17 protein-coding genes are annotated in these 17,742 nt (G+C 50.4%); 4 read left to right on the forward strand and 13 right to left on the reverse strand.

The window, feature by feature from the left end; genetic code table 11:
* Window positions 1-45 precede the first annotated feature (45 nt).
* Window positions 46-1,035, forward strand: a complete 990-nt coding sequence (locus KNP77_RS05105; RefSeq protein ID WP_131444192.1) for a metal-dependent hydrolase — start codon at window positions 46-48, stop codon at window positions 1,033-1,035.
* Window positions 1,036-1,160: 125 nt separating this feature from the next.
* Here the strand turns inward: KNP77_RS05105 and KNP77_RS05110 are convergent, their stop codons facing one another.
* Window positions 1,161-1,700 carry a zinc metalloprotease gene (locus KNP77_RS05110; protein ID WP_131444193.1) on the reverse strand — a complete coding sequence of 180 codons (540 nt, stop codon included), beginning with the start codon at window positions 1,698-1,700 and terminating at the stop codon, window positions 1,161-1,163.
* A 350-nt stretch (window positions 1,701-2,050) separates the two neighbouring features.
* Window positions 2,051-2,584 carry a YceI family protein gene (locus KNP77_RS05115; protein ID WP_131465650.1) on the reverse strand — a complete coding sequence of 178 codons (534 nt, stop codon included), beginning with the start codon at window positions 2,582-2,584 and terminating at the stop codon, window positions 2,051-2,053.
* A 222-nt stretch (window positions 2,585-2,806) separates the two neighbouring features.
* Between KNP77_RS05115 and exaC the strand changes: the two genes are divergently transcribed.
* From exaC to KNP77_RS05130, 3 genes are all read left to right on the forward strand, one after another.
* Window positions 2,807-4,327 carry an acetaldehyde dehydrogenase ExaC gene (gene exaC, locus KNP77_RS05120; protein ID WP_070328957.1) on the forward strand — a complete coding sequence of 507 codons (1,521 nt, stop codon included), beginning with the start codon at window positions 2,807-2,809 and terminating at the stop codon, window positions 4,325-4,327.
* A 1-nt stretch (window position 4,328) separates the two neighbouring features.
* On the forward strand, window positions 4,329-4,688 hold the full coding sequence (locus KNP77_RS05125) for a DUF779 domain-containing protein (RefSeq protein ID WP_214889055.1): 360 nt from the start codon (window positions 4,329-4,331) through the stop codon (window positions 4,686-4,688).
* Between the two features lie 153 nt (window positions 4,689-4,841).
* Window positions 4,842-5,573 (forward strand): nuclease-related domain-containing protein, encoded by a 732-nt coding sequence (locus tag KNP77_RS05130; protein WP_214889057.1) that lies wholly within the window; start codon window positions 4,842-4,844, stop codon window positions 5,571-5,573.
* A gap of 50 nt (window positions 5,574-5,623) precedes the next feature.
* On the opposite strand, the gene KNP77_RS05135 is transcribed toward KNP77_RS05130, so the two are convergent.
* The 11 genes from KNP77_RS05135 to KNP77_RS05185 form a co-directional block, all read right to left on the reverse strand.
* Complete coding sequence (locus KNP77_RS05135) at window positions 5,624-6,694, reverse strand: ABC transporter substrate-binding protein (RefSeq protein WP_214889067.1); 1,071 nt, start codon at window positions 6,692-6,694, stop codon at window positions 5,624-5,626.
* Window positions 6,691-7,485: an ABC transporter permease gene (locus KNP77_RS05140; protein WP_070328954.1), complete on the reverse strand. Its 795-nt coding sequence runs from the start codon at window positions 7,483-7,485 to the stop codon at window positions 6,691-6,693. The genes KNP77_RS05135 and KNP77_RS05140 overlap by 4 nt, the downstream gene beginning before the upstream one ends.
* Window positions 7,482-8,303 (reverse strand): ABC transporter permease, encoded by an 822-nt coding sequence (locus tag KNP77_RS05145; protein ID WP_070328953.1) that lies wholly within the window; start codon window positions 8,301-8,303, stop codon window positions 7,482-7,484. Before KNP77_RS05145 ends, KNP77_RS05140 begins: the two co-directional genes overlap by 4 nt.
* Entirely contained in the window at window positions 8,290-9,396 is a 1,107-nt protein-coding gene (locus KNP77_RS05150; protein ID WP_131465658.1) for an ABC transporter ATP-binding protein, read from the reverse strand. Before KNP77_RS05150 ends, KNP77_RS05145 begins: the two co-directional genes overlap by 14 nt.
* 16 nt (window positions 9,397-9,412) lie before the next feature.
* Entirely contained in the window at window positions 9,413-9,952 is a 540-nt protein-coding gene (locus KNP77_RS05155; protein ID WP_214889070.1) for a helix-turn-helix domain-containing protein, read from the reverse strand.
* A gap of 163 nt (window positions 9,953-10,115) precedes the next feature.
* The gene (locus KNP77_RS05160) at window positions 10,116-10,385 is read right to left on the reverse strand and encodes a YfhJ family protein (protein ID WP_070328950.1); all 270 of its coding nucleotides are present in this window, start codon (window positions 10,383-10,385) and stop codon (window positions 10,116-10,118) included.
* On the reverse strand, window positions 10,382-10,696 hold the full coding sequence (locus tag KNP77_RS05165) for a YfhH family protein (RefSeq protein WP_070328949.1): 315 nt from the start codon (window positions 10,694-10,696) through the stop codon (window positions 10,382-10,384). The genes KNP77_RS05160 and KNP77_RS05165 overlap by 4 nt, the downstream gene beginning before the upstream one ends.
* Before the next feature lie 67 nt (window positions 10,697-10,763).
* Window positions 10,764-11,942 carry an RtcB family protein gene (locus tag KNP77_RS05170; RefSeq protein ID WP_071399181.1) on the reverse strand — a complete coding sequence of 393 codons (1,179 nt, stop codon included), beginning with the start codon at window positions 11,940-11,942 and terminating at the stop codon, window positions 10,764-10,766.
* Between the two features lie 13 nt (window positions 11,943-11,955).
* Window positions 11,956-14,001, reverse strand: a complete 2,046-nt coding sequence (locus KNP77_RS05175; protein ID WP_070328947.1) for an ABC transporter ATP-binding protein — start codon at window positions 13,999-14,001, stop codon at window positions 11,956-11,958.
* A gap of 24 nt (window positions 14,002-14,025) precedes the next feature.
* Window positions 14,026-15,750 (reverse strand): ABC transporter ATP-binding protein, encoded by a 1,725-nt coding sequence (locus tag KNP77_RS05180; RefSeq protein ID WP_070328946.1) that lies wholly within the window; start codon window positions 15,748-15,750, stop codon window positions 14,026-14,028.
* A gap of 315 nt (window positions 15,751-16,065) precedes the next feature.
* Window positions 16,066-17,706, reverse strand: coding sequence for an L-lactate permease (locus KNP77_RS05185; RefSeq protein ID WP_083274120.1), 1,641 nt, complete (start codon window positions 17,704-17,706; stop codon window positions 16,066-16,068).
* Window positions 17,707-17,742: the final 36 nt, after the last annotated feature.

Genomic DNA, 17,742 nt, shown 5'->3' on the forward strand with positions numbered 1-17,742 from the left:
GATCATTGAACGTCGTTTCTTTATTAACGGAGGTGCTGAAGCACATTGGATACTGCGACACACATTGGAATGGGCCTTGGTTTAAGCGCCCTTGCGACACTTAGCCCGGAAGTAGCAAATGATTCGCAAATGTTCTTGGCTATGACGGCTACCGCTCTTGTCGGTTCGCATGCGCCAGACTTTGACACCGTCTTCAAACTTAAAGGAAACAGCACGTATTTACGCCAGCACCGCGGTCTTTCACACGGAATCACCGCACTTCTTGCTTGGCCGATCATCGTCAGTGCCATCATCGGTATGGTACTTGGCGTCAACCCTGCTTCATTATGGGTCATGGCACAAATCGCGGTATTGTTACACGTCACCGTCGACTTGTTCAACGCTTACGGGACGCAAGCCCTGCAACCTTTCTCGAAGAAATGGATTGGCTGGGGCGTCATCGGAACGTTTGACCCCTACTTGTTCTCTGCTTATTACGGAGCATATGTATTATGGCTTATCACAGGGGCAACTGTCCCGATTTTTGCACTGCTCATTGCGCTCGTCATCAGTTACTATGCGATTCAGTTCAAACTACGTAACCGTGCGCTCGCAACGGTCGCCCGTCACTTCGCCGGTGCCCATGAGCTCTTTATCTCACCAGGTATTGGTTGGGACGACTGGCACGTCGCCGTTCGTTTCCGCAACGGACTCGGTGCGGTCAAAGTGAAAAAAGGTGAAGTCATCGAATGCGGCCGCTTCCGTGACAAGGCGATGCCTGGCGAAGACGACCTGCATTTCGTCGAAGCACGTAAAAATGCAGACTTGCAGTCGTTCTTGGCATTTTCAAAAATTCACACGTACACGGTCACACGTCATAACGGCATGATCGAGTACCGGTTCACAAACTTGCGCTACTTCTCGAAAGACATCTACCCGTTCGTTGCTGTCGTCATCGTCGACGAAGAGTCGAACGAAGTCTTGTCTTCGTTCACCGGCTGGGTGTTTAGTGAAGAGAGTCTGCAGAAAAAATTGGTGTATGAACCTGGGACATAACCCAATAGATTTATGAGAAAGAGGTCACCTGGCGCGAACAAGTCGCGCCAGGTGACCTCTTTCTCATTCCTCTTCTTTATTGTCTTTTACACTCTCTTCTCCTTGTTCTTTAATTTTATCCATTGCTACTTTTTTTCTTGATAGTCTTCTTCCATTTCAGTCGTGGACGGGATAAATGGTTCCTGATTATTATCGGTACGTCTTCCATAACGTAGCATTTCATAAATGATTAATCCGTTATTCGGTTTCCCGTTGGCTGTTCTCATCGGAACTATATCGAATAGAACGTAATAAAATGTATAAAAAACAAAACGATCCCAAAAAGTTGCATATTCTTCAATAATGCCATTCGCCAGCAAAGCGTTTATTGTTATCCCTAAAATAATGTTGACCAACATGGGACCAGCGTAAACGAATACGTAAGCTACTTTTCCTTTTCTTCTAATTGAATCATACGAATACCAACTGTATAAATGATAATACTTCCGAATGTCAAACACCCAGATTTTAATCACTCTTGGCCCAGAGCCAAGGGTGATTCTCGGTTTTTTTACACCAAACAGGGCACTAACAATCAAGTAACCGAGTTCTCTCAAAAATACTACAAGCGGTAGGATGATGAATGCTGAAATTATTAATGATACCAAATCAGCCAAGCCAAACATCAAAGCCCCCCTAACCAACTGCTACCTTAAAGTTAAAATATCTGGTCGTTCGGATGAGAATCCACCACAACTTTCAACTCATAACTACGGGAGAATAAAGCTGACAACTAGTCAATACTCATCATTAAAGCAGGATTTTCACTTCTATACTATATTATTTTCTCTTATGTATGAAAAAACAAACACTAATTAAGAATATGTAACTAACTAAACCTCGCTAAATTTCTATTGGATTACCTTCTGCCTAAAAATGAAGTAAAAAAGGGATCCGGCCACCGAAAATCGGTGACCAGATTCCTCTTTTTATTAAAAAGCTTTAAAATCGGCTAGTTGTGTCCCAACCTCTTTTCTTATGCCTCAGACTCCGTGAATTGGAGCTCAAATTCAAATTTCACTTTTTTATCGACGAGGACACCGCCGGCTTCAAGCGCCTGGTTCCACGTCAACCCGTAATCTTCCCGGTTGATCGTCCCGTCTCCGGTAAAGGCGTGCTTCATATTGCCCCACGGGTCTTTCACACTGCCTTCATACTCGACTTCAAACGTCTCCTCGCGCGTCGTTCCACGAATCGTCAAATTACCGGTCAAAGCGAACTCGTTACCGCCTTTCGCTTGGAATGATGTCGACTCGAAGACGATGTCCGGATGTTGATCGGCGTCGAAAAAGTCGCCCGACCGTAAGTGTGCGTCACGGTCACCGTTGTTCGTGTCAATCGAGGCCGCTTTAATCGTCACGCTTACCCGTGCATTCGCTAAATCGTCAGGCTGTCCGTTCGCATCAACCGCAAACTCTTTAAGTTCGCCTTTCACTTTCGAGATCATCATATGCTTCACCGTAAACGTGATTGAGCTGTGTGCTGGGTCGACTTGATAAGTTTTTGCCATGAATACGTCCACTCCTTCGATTTGAAATTGATTCCACAATACTGTTTTTACCACAAATCTTGACTTCAAAACATCTCGAAATAATTGTGTCAAATTATTGTCAAAAAATTTTGACTTTTATCACTGCAACCCGTTAGGATGAAAAAGGGAGCTATTGGCTTACTACAAAATGTAAGCGCATACATAGAACCCCTATACTTTACGGAAAAGGGAGGAACGATCATGATTTATGAAGTACCGAACTCTGCAGGCACGAAAGTCCAGTTCAAGGACCGCTATGAGAACTACATCAACGGAAAGTGGACAGCACCTTCAGGGGGAGACTATTTTGAGAACACCTCTCCGGTAAATGGTAAAGTGTTATGCGAGGTCGCTCGGTCGACGAAAGAAGATATCGAGCTGGCACTGGACGCGGCCCATGCCGCCAAAGGCGCCTGGGGCAAAACATCGGTCACCGAACGCTCGGTCATTTTAAACAAGATTGCCGACCGAATGGAAGAAAACCTTGAGATGCTCGCTTACGCGGAGACGTGGGAGAATGGAAAAGCCGTCCGTGAGACGTTGAACGCCGACCTGCCGCTCGCGATCGATCACTTCCGCTATTTCGCCGGTGTCATCCGCTCGCAAGAAGGCGGCATCAGCGAGCTCGACAACGACACGGTCGCCTATCACTTCGCGGAACCGCTCGGCGTCGTCGCTCAAATCATCCCATGGAACTTCCCGATTTTGATGGCAATCTGGAAAGTCGCACCGGCACTCGCCGCCGGCAACTGCATCGTCTTAAAACCGGCCGAACAGACACCGGCCTCGATTATGGTACTGATGGAGCTGATTGAAGACTTGCTGCCGCCAGGCGTGCTCAACATCGTCAATGGCTTCGGACTCGAGGCCGGGAAGCCGCTCGCCTCAAGTAACCGTGTCGACAAAGTCGCGTTCACTGGCGAAACGACGACGGGCCGATTGATCATGCAATACGCGTCGCAAAACATCATCCCGGTGACGCTCGAACTCGGGGGCAAGTCACCGAATATCTTCTTCGCCGACATTATGGATGCGGACGATGATTTCTTTGACAAAGCGATCGAAGGGCTCGTCATGTTCGCGTTAAACCAAGGCGAAGTGTGCACGTGTCCATCGCGCGCCCTCATCCACGAGTCGATTTATGAGCCGTTTATGGCACGCGTCCTCGAGCGCGTCAAAGCGATCAAGCTCGGCAACCCGCTCGACCCTGACGTTATGATGGGTGCTCAAGCATCGAACGAACAGCTAGAGAAGGTTTTATCGTATCTTGAGATCGGAAAAGCCGAAGGAGCCGAATGTTTGATCGGCGGTGAGCGCAACATGATGGACGGTGACCTCGCCGACGGCTATTACGTTCAACCGACCATCTTTAAAGGTCACAACAAGATGCGTATCTTCCAAGAAGAAATCTTTGGTCCAGTCTTGTCGGTGACGACGTTCAAGGACGACGCGGACGCACTCGCCATCGCGAACGATACGCTCTATGGTCTCGGCGCCGGCGTCTGGACACGCGATATGAACCGGGCTTATCGGTTCGGGCGTGAGATTCAAGCGGGTCGTGTTTGGATCAACTGTTACCATCAGTATCCGGCCCATGCCGCGTTCGGCGGTTACAAAATGTCTGGGATCGGACGTGAAAATCATAAGATGATGCTCAACCATTACCAACGTACGAAAAATATGCTCGTCAGCTACAGCGAACAAAAACTCGGGTTCTTTTAAGATGGTGCGTCGCGTCGAGGCCACCCCCGCCACGCTCGCGCTCCTCGAGCAGTTGACTGCGAAACACGGTCCGCTCCTGTTCCACCAGTCGGGCGGTTGCTGTGACGGGAGCTCACCGATGTGCTTCCCGCAAGATGAGTTCATGATTGGCGATCACGACGTCCTGCTCGGAGAGATCGGCGGCTGTCCGTTCTATATCCACGAGAAGCAGTATGAGTATTGGAAGCATACCCAGCTCATCATCGACGTCGTCGACGGCCGGGGCGGCATGTTCTCGGTCGAAGGCGTCGAAGGAAAACGGTTTTTGAGCCGTTCCCGCGTGTTCACAGACGAAGAGCGTGCCGAGTTGCAACAGTCTTGATTGTTTTTTTGACCAGTCATCTTAACAGATGGCTGGTCTTTTTTGTGATTCACCATATACTTTTCAGTTTCTCATTTCCAATAATCCCCAAAAATCACTCAATCGTTTCTCGTCATCTTGTATAGTGAACGTAGATAAGAAGGGAGAATGATGATGAGCCAATTATTAAACGAAGTACTTGGAAGTGTATTAATCTCCTTACTCAGTTTTGCCGTCCCGCTTTTTTTAATTTGTGGGACAATCGTGTACACGAAAGTAAAACGGTATAAACAAAGTCAATATTTTGTTCAGACCGGTCATCGCTACATCAAAGTCGTGCAAGATATCGGATTATATGGAGAGTACCGCTGTGTTGCTGAACTTGAGGCGCGCCGGCTCGCCCCGCTCATCTTGACGAACCTGTATTTGCCTCATCCAACAAAACGTGACCGGACGACAGAAGTCGATGTGGTGTTCATCGATGAGAGCGGTGTTCACGTCATCGAGTCCAAAAACTATAGCGGTTGGATCTTCGGACGGGAACAAGATCGACAGTGGACACAGGCTTTATCCAATCGAAAGAAGTTTAAATTCTACAATCCGATTAAGCAAAACGAGCTCCATATGCGGGCAATCGAACAGCTACTACATCTCGATCGAAGCTATTTACACTCCTGGATTGTCTTCAGTGACCGCTCTACGTTGAAGCGGGTTGAGTCGTCTAGCGTTCCTGTGTTGAATCGAAAAATATGGGCGAAGCAAATGATGGCCTCTCGTGAACCTCGATTGACGGCAGCTGAACGGATTGAAGTGTATGAACGACTCCTTCCTTATATGAACGCGAGCATCGAGGTCAAGGAAGCGCACATCGACGCCATCAGGCAGACAAAATCTCCAATCGGTTAATATAAGAATCAGCCTAAAAAGTCCCGCTCAACGTTTGAGCGGGACTTACTTTATTTACTCTGCATTTTGAAGCGCAAGTACAATTCGTTGTAATACGCGTTCATGCGTTTGCCTAAGTTTTCGTACACTTCAAGCTCATCTGTCACTTCTTTAGACGGATAGAACCGTTCGTCTAATGTGACTTCTTCATCTAAAAATTCAAGTGCTGCTTCGTTCGGTGTCGAATACCCGACGTAATCGGTATTTCGTGCCGCGATTTCAGCATCGAGCATGAAGTCGATAAATTGATGTGCCCCTTCAATGTTTTTCGACGTGCTCGGGATGACGAGGTTATCGAACCAAAGATTCGTCCCCTCTTCCGGGATCACGTAGGTCAACTCGTCGTTCTCGTACATGATCTCAGAAGCGTCACCCGACCAGACGACGGCTACGGCTGCTTCACGATTGGCCATGAGCATTTTGATCTCATCACCGACAATCGCTTTAATGTTCGGCCAAAGCGTTTCGAGCTTCGCTTCTGCCTCGAGCAGTTCATCACGGTCCGTCGTGTTGAGCGAATAGCCGAGCGAGTTAAGACCGAAGCCCATCACTTCTCGTGTACCGTCCGCTAGCAAAATATCATTCTCGAGCGGCATGTCCCACAAGTCGTTCCATGATGTGATCTCACCGTCGACGAGTTCAGGATTGTAGACGATCCCGACCGTACCCCAGAAGTAAGGGACCGAGTACGTGTTGTCAGGGTCGAACGACTTGTCGAGGAAGCGTGGGTCGATGTTATCGAAATTTTCGAGCTTATCGTAATCGATCGGCAAGAGCAGATCGTCTTCGATCATCTTACTGATCGCATAATCGGACGGGACGGCGATATCAAACGCGGTACCGCCTTGCTGGATCTTCGTCAGCATCGCCTCGTTCGAGTCGAACGTTTGGTAGATGACTTTAAGCCCGGTCTCTTCTTCGAATTCGCCGATCAAATCTTCATCGATATAATCACCCCAGTTGTAGACAACGAGTGTGTTATCGCCGCCAAACCCTTGGGCCATGTTGATTTGATAGACCCAAACCAACAAACCAAAACTGACGAGGAGCGGCACTGTCAACATGATGACTAGTTTTTTCATCGTCTTACCTCCTTCGCACTCCGTTGTGCGAGTACGTAATAACCGAGGACGAGTATGAGCGTGAACACGAACAAGAGCGTCGACAAGGCGTTGATCTCAAGTGAGATCCCTTGGCGTGCCCGTGAGTAGACCTCGACGGCAAGTGTCGTGAAGCCGTTACCCGTGACGAAGAACGTCACCGCAAAGTCATCGAGTGAATACGTCAGCGCCGTGAAGAACCCTGCGAAGATTCCTGGCGTGATATACGGCAAGATGACTTTCGTGAGCACGTCCCACGAGCTGGCTCCAAGGTCACGCGACGCATCGATCAGTGTCGGGCTCATCTCTTGAAGTTTCGGTAACACTAAAATGACCACGATCGGAACCGAGAACGCGATGTGCGCCAAGAGCACCGAATAGAAACCGAGTTGAATGCCGAGCATCGTGAACAAAATGAGGAACGACGCTCCGATGATGACGTCCGGGCTGACGATCAAGACGTTGTTGAGCGATAAGAGCGACGTCTTCGTGAACCGTTGCCGCGCCGTATAAATGGCAAGCGCCCCGATGACACCGAGCACGGTCGAGATGGTCGCCGACAAGAGCGCAATGACGATCGTGTTCAAGACGATGACGAGCAGACGGGTATCTGTGAACAGCGACTTATACCACTCGAGGGTGAACCCTTCAAAGTTACTCATCGTTCCCCCACTGTTAAACGAGTAAAACACTAGATAGAGGATCGGTGCGTACAGGATAAAGAACACCGCAATCAAATACAGATTCGCTAACTTGAATTTTTTCTTCTTCATCGACGCACCGCTCCTTTCGCGCCCCAGTCACGTGTGATGACCATGACGAGTACCATCGCCAAAATCAAGAACACAGCGATTGTTGACCCCATGCCCCAGTTTTGCGTGACGAGAAATTGTTGTTCGATCGCCGTCCCGAGCGTGATGACACGGTTTCCGGCAATGAGGCGCGTGATCATGAAGAGCGACAACGCCGGAATGAAGACGATTTGAATCCCTGACTTCACCCCGTCGAGCGTCAATGGGAAGATGACGCGACGGAACGTCGTCCAGTTCGAGGCACCGAGGTCACGCGACGCGTAGACGAGCGACGGCGGCAGCTTCTCGATGGCGTTGTAGATCGGCAAAATCATGAACGGGATGAAGATATAAACCGAAACGAATACGAAACTGAAGTCCGTGAATAAGATTTGTTTCGTCCCGATGCCGATCGCCTCTAAAAATTGGTTCGTGATGCCGTACGTTCCAAAGATACCAAGGAACGCGTACGCTTTCAGTAATAAGTTGATCCATGATGGCAAAATGATGAGCAACAGCCAGAGTTGCTTATGTTTCGTTCTCGTCAATAAATACGCGGTCGGATACCCGATGAGAAGCGAGAAGGACGTGATGAGAAACGCATACCAGAACGAAGACAGTGTCATCGTCAAGTAAGTCGATGTGAAGAACATCTGATAGTTCTCTAAACTCAAGTTCCCTTCGATATCAAAAAATGAGTAGTAGACGACGAGGAGTAGCGGCGCGATGACGAACAGCGCAATCCATATCCAGTACGTCGTCAAATAGACCGTCTTGGCGGTTTGACTAGTTTGATTCATGGGCGACCTCCTCATACGATTCGAGACGACGGTCAAACTCTTCTTCGGTCTCGCCTAGACGCATGACGTGAACCGCCTCGTCATCGAACGTGAGCCCGATTTTCGACCCGACGACTGATTTCTTCGTCGAATGGACGAGCCACTCGTTGCCTTCTTGGTCGTAACAGCAAATCTCGTAATGGACGCCACGGAACAGTTGTGAGTCGACATCGACGACGAGTTTCGCCGCGTCGACCGACGTCATCTCCAAGTCTTCTGGACGAATGATGACTTCGACTTTTTCATTGCGGTCAAACCCTTGGTCGACACAATCGAACGTTTTCCCGGCAAACGTGACAAGGTGATCTTCCGGCATAACACCAGGAACAATGTTCGACTCCCCGATAAAGTCAGCGACGAAGCGGTTGATCGGCTCGTCATAAATATCTGTCGGTGTCCCGCTTTGAACGATCTCCCCGTTGTTCATGACGAAAATCTCGTCGGACATGGCGAGCGCTTCTTCTTGATCATGGGTAACGAAGATGAACGTGATGCCGAGACGCTGTTGAAGTTCGCGCAACTCGTACTGCATCTCGGTCCGAAGTTTGAGGTCGAGCGCTGAAAGCGGCTCATCGAGCAAGATGACTTCCGGTTCGTTGACGATGGCGCGGGCGATGGCGACGCGTTGGCGTTGTCCGCCTGACATCTCGTCGATTTCACGTGATTCGTAGCCTATCAAGTTGACGAACTTGAGCGCTTGTTCGACTTTCGTCTTGACGTCCGCTTCTTTCATCTTCTTGATGCGCAAACCGAAAGCGACGTTCTCGTATACGTTCAAGTGCGGGAACAAGGCGTAATCTTGGAAGACCGTGTTGACTTGACGTTTGTTCGCCGGCACGTCGTTGATCCGCTTCCCGTTGAACTCGATGTCACCTTCTGTCGCATCGGTGAATCCGGCGATGATCCGCAGAATCGTTGTCTTTCCGCATCCCGAAGGACCGAGCAGCGTATAGAATTTCCCACGCTCGATTTCAAAGTTAATATTCTCTAAGACGACAGTATCGTCGTACCGCTTCGACACGTTGTCAAAACGAATGATCGTTTCTGGGTTCATTTGGTTTCCTCCCTTGTTATAAATACGAATGTGTGGCGACGACGAGACACTCGCTTTCGCCATCAAAATCGTTGACGAGCTGATGCGCGTCTGAGGCGACGTAGTACAATGTCTCGCCCGGTTTGGCGAAGTACGTATGGTTCCCGAGTTTGAGAGCGACGCGGCCGGACAGTACGTAAACGAACGTCTCCGCGCGTGACGGCTCGTACCGTTTGAACTCTCCTTGTTTTGAGAACGTGAGGAGAATTGGTTCCATCTCTTTCTCATTGGATTCTGGGATGAGCCACTCCGTCCGATACAGCCGATTCTCGTCGACATATACCGTGCGGTCGTCTTCCGTATAGACGACTTTTTGATTGATTTCCTCATCGAAAAACTCTTTTGGCGAGCACCCGAGCACTTCTAACAAGTCGAACAGCGTTTCTAGCGAAGGGGAACTCAAATCACGCTCGATTTGGGAAATGTAGCCTTTACTTAAATCGGTACGTTCCGCCAACTCTTCTTGGGTCAACCCTTTTTTGACGCGGAGTCGTTTAATGTTTTGACCGACTTCCAAACTGTATTCCTCCTTCCCTTTCTAAGGAAAGTTTAGTGATACATGATACTTACTAAAGAAAGTTTATAAATACTCAACTCTAAAGCAAACAAATAGCGACTTTTATTATAACCAACTGTACCACGTTTGCAAGCAAAAAATCACGCCAGAATCGCGTGATTTTTTAGTGGAGATCCCGTTTCGAAATCAGGTGTTTGAATTTTTCATTTTTCGTTTGAAATAAGTGCAATTGCGCCCCGTACGCATCGATTTGTTGAACGACGTATTGGAACGACTTTGCCTCCCCTGGGTACGGTTCACCCGCGCGGGCGAGTGTCGTCTCAAAATCTTCCCACAACACCTCAACCCACGTTAACGCCTCGTCTTCATTCAACAAGTCGTTCTTGTCTCTTAAGATTTCTGCCAACCGCTTGTATTGGTCTGACCGGTTCATACGCGCACCTCCGATAGCTCAGAGAGCGGGATCGCATGTTCCATCGCTTCTCCTTCAAACGTTCCCCAACCCATGACGCCGTTGACAAACTTCAATCGGAACGGACGATTATTGTAGGTGACGATATACGTCGTACCTGGTTTGAACGATGCCGGATCAATCAAATAACTCTCCGCGATAGCGATGCGGCGAAGCACGACCTCAATCTCACTCACCATACCCATCTGTTCGGCTTTTCGTTTCCGCTCATGCAAGTCACGAATTTCTTGCTCGAGCTCATACTTTGATAACGCACTCAACCGTTTTTCCATTTCGTTCACCTCACTTGTAGCGTATCAGATTTTCCGAGTAAAAGAAAAAGGCGAAACTGAATAATGTTCAGTTCGCCTTGAAGTTATAAAGCGGTTTAATCAGTTGATCAATCGTGACGGCCGGTTCAATATAGCGCACAATCTCTTTCATCGATTTATAGACGAACGGTGATTCATCAATTGTCGACTTCCGAACCGAGCTCGACCAGACGCCTTTCATCGATTTTTTAAATTCGTTGAAATCGACGCGTTTTCGTGCCGCTGAGCGCGACATGATGCGCCCGGCGCCATGCGGACCTGAGAAGTTCCAGTCCGGGTTGCCTTTTCCGGTACAGATGAGCGACCCGTCACGCATGTTCATCGGGATGATGACGCGCTCTCCGGCTTTTGCGGAAATCGCCCCTTTTCTGAGGATCATGTCGTCGTGATCGATATAGTTATGCACCGTATCGAACTGATCGACGACGTTCCAGTTCATCGCTTCGACGATGACATCGGTCATCGCCAGTCGGTTACTTGCCGCGTATTGTTGGGCAATCCGAACGTCATGCATGTAGTCGTCCATATCTGTACCTTCGATATAAGCGAGGTCTCGCAATCCTTGTTTCGCCGCCTTCGCGTACTCGAGATAAGCTTGAATATCACTTTCGCGTCCAGTTTCTTTCAAACGCTCGATCTCATTCTGTACTTCTGTCGTATCCATCATATGACGGATCGCTCGCTGCTGATAGTGTTCTGCAATTTGGACACCGAGGTGGCGTGAACCCGAATGGATGACGAGAAACGTCCGTCCATGATCATCACGGTTCACCTCAATGAAATGATTGCCCGAGCCAAGTGTTCCGACCGAGCGTAACGCCCGGTCTAGCTTATACGGGGCGCGAACGTCTTCTAGCGGAATCTTTGACGCGTATGAATGCGCCGACTCCCGGATGTTCATCCCACTCGGAACAAGTTGACGAATCATATCGTCAAGTTTTTGAAAGTCGATCCGCTTCACATTGATTTCGGTGCAAAGCATGCCACACCCGAGATCGACACCGACGAGGTTCGGTACGATTTTGTCGTGAATCGTCATCGTCGTCCCGACGACCGAGCCTTTGCCGGCATGCATATCCGGCATGATTCGAATCGCTGCCCCTTCCGTGAACGGTTGGTCGACGAGCGTTTGAATCTGTGCACGCGTCATATCGTCAATCCGTTCATTGAAGACTGTAGCTTGATTATATTTGCCGATGATCTCCATAACGTCTCCTTTCTCAGCTGATCACTTGCTGTTTACTTTGCAACTCATGCATCCGGGCGTAGACGCCGCCGTCAGCGATGAGTGACTGGTGATTCCCGCGCTCGATGATTTGACCGTGGTCGAGGACGAGGATTTGATCGGCCTCACGAATCGTCGACAATCGGTGCGCGATGACGAACGTCGTGCGTCCGTATGTGAGCGTCTTCAGCGCGTCTTGGATGAGCGCCTCTGTCTCTGAGTCGACACTAGCCGTCGCCTCGTCAAGGACGAGGATGGCCGGGTCAAACACGAGCGCCCGGGCGAAACTGATCAATTGTCGCTCTCCACTCGAAAGTGAAGCGCCGCGCTCAATGACCGGCTCGTCGAGTCCTTGCGGCAACTGCTTGACGAACCGGTCGGCACCGACCGCCGTCAACGCTTGCCAAATCCGTTCATCAGGAATGGTCTCATCACCGAGCGTCACGTTCGTCCGAATCGAGCCCGTGAACAAGAACGGGTCTTGCAACACGATGCCGAGATGGTCCCGAACGGCTTGCGTCGGAAGTGTCGTCACGTCTACCCCGTCGATGCAAAGTTTTCCTGACGACGGATCATAAAAGCGCATGAGCAAGTTCATGATCGAACTCTTACCGCTGCCGGTGTGGCCGACGAGTGCGACCGTTTCACCAGGTGCAGCTTGAATGTCGATCTGTTGTAACACTGGTTTCCCAGCCTCATAGCTGAACGTCACGTTGTCGAACACGACTTCGCCATTAAAGCGCGGAATGCGTTCAGACGAGACGTTTTCGCCTTTCTCGTCGAGCAGTTGGAACATTCGGTCCGCCGAAACGAGCGCTTGTTGGAGCGGTGACAACTGGTTCATAATTTGCGTCACCGGCTCAAAAATACGGGACACGTAATCGATGTAGGCGTAAAGTATCCCGAGCGTGAGCACACTGCCCGTTCCGAGCGTTTGCGCACCAACGACCCAAATGAGGAGCGCGAGTGCCATGTTGCGGAAGAAGTTGACCAAGTTGTGCGACATAAGGGCGTCGAGCTTCAACAGTTTCCGGCGTGTCTGGAAGTTGTCGCTGTTCTTGACATCGAACTCATCATAGACGAGGTCTTCACGCACATACGATTGAATGATCGGCATCGTTTGGATGCTCTCGTTCAATTGTGCGTTCATATCGGCGACGAGCGCCCGGACTTTAAAGTTGTTCCGGGTCGAGAGACGCTGGAACAACTTCACCCAGACGATGACGACCGGGATGATGATGAGCGAGACGAGTCCGAGGCGAACGTCTAGGAAGAACATGGCGATCAAAACACCGATCATCATGACGACGCTTTGGAAGACGCGGGCGAGAACGCCCAAATACAAATCACGAATCGTCTCCGTATCGTTCGTGACCCGGCTGACGATTTTCCCGATCGGCGTCTGGTCAAAGTAACGGACTGGAATCGTCTGCAAATGCCGCATGACGTCAAGGCGCATCGTCTTGACGATTGTATGCGCCGAACGTTGCAGGAGCATCTGTTGCCCCCAGTTGAGACCTGCTGCGATGAGCAACAGGACGACGTAGATGGCAGATAAGACGAGGACGGCCCGAAGATCCGTCTCATAAAACTGGAAGACGTCGGTCGAAGACAACGGCACGATGTTGTCGTACGTCGCTGTCTCCTCACTCCGCGTGATGGTCAAGACACCGTTATCGACTTCTCTGACCCCACCGCTCATGACGGCGTCCGGTACGAGATAGTAGCCTTCGGTCGTCTGAACGATCGAGACGGGACGGACGACGTCTTGCCCGTCCAACCGCGTCTCTTTCTCATAGTTATTGCCGTCAAACGAGACACTGCCCCCGGCCTCGACTTGAACCCAGTCGCGCTCGATGGCGACGATATGGTCATCGATGATAATTTTTGCGATATACGGTCCCGCAAGTTCTGCGCCGACCGCTAAAAAGAGTAGGATCAACCCGAGGAAAATCGAGCGCTTCACTTGTTTGGCATAGCCAACGAGTGAGCGAATCGTCTTTTTCCTGCGGACCGGATCTAATTCGTGTTGATCGATCATAAGAGATTCCCCCTTTCGTACGGATTACTCCGTCTCTCCTTGTCGATTGAACTGTTCGAAATACCAACCGTGCTGTTTCATCAGTTGGTCATGTGTGCCGCGTTCAGTGACGCGACCGTCTTGCAAGACAAGGATTTGATCAGCGTGGGAAACGGCAGACAAGCGGTGCGCGACGATGAACGTCGTCTGTTCGGCACGGCTCGTCCGGACCGAATCGATGATTCGGGCTTCCGTTTTCGCATCGACCGCCGAGAGCGAATCGTCGAGCAATAAAATCTCTGGGTCTTTCAAGAGCGCACGCGCAATCGACAGACGTTGTTTCTGTCCGCCTGACAGCATGACCCCTTGCTCGCCGACGACCGTATCGAGCCCGTTCTCTAAATGCTCGATATCGGTATCAAACGCCGCAAGCCGAATCGCCGTCTCGAGGTCGGCTTCGGTCGCGTCATCGGCCCCGAACAAGATGTTGTCGCGGACCGTCTTCGAGAACAATAGATGTTCTTGTGACACGTAACCGCTCCAACCTCGTACCGTGTCGAGTTTAATTTTGTGAACCGGGATCCCGTTGACGAGCAACGAATCATCGATCGGATATTCGCGGATCAGCTGACGCAGGAGCGTCGTTTTGCCGGCCCCGGTCGGTCCGACGATTCCGATCGTTTCTCCGCGTGATACGTGGAGTACGATGTCTTCGAGCGACGGGCGGCTCGCACCCGGATAGCGGAACGATAACGATTTGAAGGTGATCTTCTCTGGCACGTCGACTTGCACCGTGCCGTTCGAGACGACGTCCGGCGCTTCGTTCATCGTCGCTTCAATCCGCTCTAAGCTCGCCGTCCCGCGTTGGACGACGTTGATCAACTCACCGAACGCGTACATCGGCCAAATGAGCATCCCGAGATAAATGTTGAACGAGACGAGTTGACCGAGCGTGATGTCATTCGTAAAGACGAGGTACGTCCCGAACGACAAGCCGATCAAGTAACTCAAACCGACGAGCAATTTGATAACCGGTTCGAACAAGACGTCGATTTTGGCGACGTGCATGTTTTTCGCCATGACGTCGTCGGTGATCGTATCGAACTTCTTCGTATCCGCTTCTTCTTGCACGAACGAACGGATGACACGAAGTCCTGAAATCGATTCGACGACTTGGTCGTTCATGACACCGAACGAATCTTGCGCCGCCGTGAAGCGGGCGTGAATTTGACGGCCGAGCTTATTCATCGACCAGGCAAGTAACGGCATCGGCAACAGTGCCGCGAGCGTCAATTTCCAATCGATGAACACCCCCATAATCGTCAATGCGATCAGCGTCATGTTGAACGAATCGACGAGCGTCATGACACCGAAACCGGCCGTCCGTTCAACCGCTTTCAAATCATTCGTCGCGAGCGCCATCAAGTCCCCGGTGCGGTGCTGTTGATAAAACCGTGGCGTCTGTTTGAGCAAATACCCGAAGAATCGGGCCCGCAGTTTTTTCTCGAGCAGGAACGCCGTCCCGAATAGACGCGCGATCCACAAGTACGATAAAACGTACGATAACACCATGATGCCTAGCAGTGAGCCGACGATTGTGATGAGCCGTTCCGTCGTCAAACTTCCTTCGCGGATCGCATCGATCGCTTGCCCGATAATCCATGGCGGGAGCATATCGATGACCCCGGTAATGATGAGCAAAATGATCGCAATGACATACGTCCGTTTCTGCCTCTTAATAAACCAATCCAATTGTTTAATCAGTTTCACGACTGATTCCCCCTTCCGTCCTTTCCGAGCACGCAAAAAAGCGCACTCCACCTGATTGTGCAACCAATCGGATGAAGTACGCTTGAAAGTCTTCAGTCATTTGCATGGTCAGGGAAAAGACACTACCCCTATCCAGCTGCCGTGTTACGCAGTCAAATACGAGTAGCCATATGATGTTGTGTGTGTGCGTTGTAGTGTAGTCAAGTACTTCATCATGCTGGCTCCTCTCTCTTCATAGTTTGAAAATCTACTAAAACCTTAGCAGACTGTTCAGAAAATTGTCAATATTTTTTTGTAAAAATATTGTAACTTGTTTCAGTTTAAGAAGAACGTCGCGAGAATCATCCCGACGATCCCTGTTGCTGTCACATAGTAGATCATCGGCATGAGCGTGTAGCGAATGATCGTTCCTTCTTTACCGAGCAGACCCGCGACCGAAGCGACCGCGACGACGTTCAGCACACAGATCATGTTACCAGCGTTCGCGCCGGCCATCTGCATCGATAAGGCGAGCGTCTCACTCATCCCGACCGAATCGGCGACATTTGTCGTCAAGCTCGAGAACATCATGTTCGAGAACGTGGCCGATCCCGATACGAACGCTCCGAGCGCCCCGATCCACGGCGCGACAAGCGGCCAAACGCCACCAAACGTGTCCGCTGCAGCCGTCGCGAGTTCGACTGGCATCGATGCGAGTCCTGCTCCGCCATTCTCTGAATGGATAAAGATTCGAACCATTGGAACTGACGCCGCAAGCGTAATTAACGTTCCGCCGATACCGAGTGTCGTCGCTTTAAAGACCGACGTTACTTGCGACCAACTCATATTGTGTAAGAAGAACGTCGCAATCATCGTCAAGATGAACATGAACCCTGGTGAATAGAACGGCTCCCACGACGTCGAGATTCCTTCTACCCCTAAAATGTTCGGGAGGTCGATCCGGACACTGCGCGTCAACTCGTTCAAGAACGGGACCGTCCGTGTCAAGATGAGGAAGATCGTCAAAATCAAGTAAGGGGCCCATGCTTTCCACTGCGGAAGTTCACGTTTCCCTTTCCCGACTGTCGGCTGTTCAACCGGTTGGTCGAGCTCGTCGGCGTAACCGTCAAACGTCCAAATCCGTTTTGGCATGAGAATACCTTTTCGTGCCATCGCGACGAGAATCACAAGACCGGTCAAGCCACCGAGCATGCCCCCAAATTCAAATCCGAGGATGAGCGTCCAAATGTAAGCCGGAACGCTGTAGACGAGAGCCGCCACGAGGGCAATCGGCAGTACTTCGAATGCAGGTTTGACCGACTTCGCTTTACTAAAGAATCGAGTCAGCATCAAAATCAAAATGAACGGGATAAAAAGACCCACGAGCATATCGATCAATACCGTCTGTAAGACGACACTTGTTAAAAATTCGATTGATTCCGGTTTGCTCACATCGAGCGAGAGTCCGTTACCAATCCCGATCAAAGCCGGTGTCCCGACTGCACCGAACGTGACGGCTGATACGTCGGCCGACAAGGCGATGACAACAGCCGCAATCGGCGGGAAACCTAGTGCGATCAATAGCGGGGCCGCCACCGTCGCCGGTGTCCCAAAGCCTGAAGCACCTTCAATGAACGAAACGAACAACCAGCCGACGATGAGGACTTGAATCCGCGGATCCGGTGTGATGGTGACAAAACCGGAACGGATAGCATTCATGCCGCCGCCCTCTTTCATCGTATTCATCATCCCGATCGCGCCATACACGATCCATGCTGCCGTGATCGCGATGACGATTCCTTGTAACACCGCCGCTGTAATGCGGGTTGCATCAAGTTCCCAGACGAAGAACGCAAGTAGCGCCGTCAACAGGAGCGAGAGTGGCATCGCAACCGATGCTGGTAAACGCATAATAACCAATAATACAAGCACAGCCAAAATTGGCACAAGTGCTGTAATCCATTCAAAAATCGTCAATGTAGACCCACCTTTTCAGATTTTTTCCCCTGCCGT

It is taken from the genome of Exiguobacterium sp. s142, assembly GCF_018618455.1.
GTDB lineage: Bacteria > Bacillota > Bacilli > Exiguobacteriales > Exiguobacteriaceae > Exiguobacterium > Exiguobacterium aurantiacum_A.

What these genes read in the sequence shown, in the direction of transcription:
- KNP77_RS05110 (WP_131444193.1), bottom strand. Translation starts at nt 1,700, where the DNA reads ATGTTTGGCTTGGCTGATTTGGTATCATTAATAATTTCAGCATTCATC.
- KNP77_RS05115 (WP_131465650.1), bottom strand. Translation starts at nt 2,584, where the DNA reads ATGGCAAAAACTTATCAAGTCGACCCAGCACACAGCTCAATCACGTTT.
- exaC (WP_070328957.1), top strand. Translation starts at nt 2,807, where the DNA reads ATGATTTATGAAGTACCGAACTCTGCAGGCACGAAAGTCCAGTTCAAG.
- KNP77_RS05125 (WP_214889055.1), top strand. Translation starts at nt 4,329, where the DNA reads ATGGTGCGTCGCGTCGAGGCCACCCCCGCCACGCTCGCGCTCCTCGAG.
- KNP77_RS05130 (WP_214889057.1), top strand. Translation starts at nt 4,842, where the DNA reads ATGAGCCAATTATTAAACGAAGTACTTGGAAGTGTATTAATCTCCTTA.
- KNP77_RS05135 (WP_214889067.1), bottom strand. Translation starts at nt 6,694, where the DNA reads ATGAAAAAACTAGTCATCATGTTGACAGTGCCGCTCCTCGTCAGTTTT.
- KNP77_RS05140 (WP_070328954.1), bottom strand. Translation starts at nt 7,485, where the DNA reads ATGAAGAAGAAAAAATTCAAGTTAGCGAATCTGTATTTGATTGCGGTG.
- KNP77_RS05145 (WP_070328953.1), bottom strand. Translation starts at nt 8,303, where the DNA reads ATGAATCAAACTAGTCAAACCGCCAAGACGGTCTATTTGACGACGTAC.
- KNP77_RS05150 (WP_131465658.1), bottom strand. Translation starts at nt 9,396, where the DNA reads ATGAACCCAGAAACGATCATTCGTTTTGACAACGTGTCGAAGCGGTAC.
- KNP77_RS05160 (WP_070328950.1), bottom strand. Translation starts at nt 10,385, where the DNA reads ATGAACCGGTCAGACCAATACAAGCGGTTGGCAGAAATCTTAAGAGAC.
- KNP77_RS05165 (WP_070328949.1), bottom strand. Translation starts at nt 10,696, where the DNA reads ATGGAAAAACGGTTGAGTGCGTTATCAAAGTATGAGCTCGAGCAAGAA.
- KNP77_RS05170 (WP_071399181.1), bottom strand. Translation starts at nt 11,942, where the DNA reads ATGGAGATCATCGGCAAATATAATCAAGCTACAGTCTTCAATGAACGG.
- KNP77_RS05175 (WP_070328947.1), bottom strand. Translation starts at nt 14,001, where the DNA reads ATGATCGATCAACACGAATTAGATCCGGTCCGCAGGAAAAAGACGATT.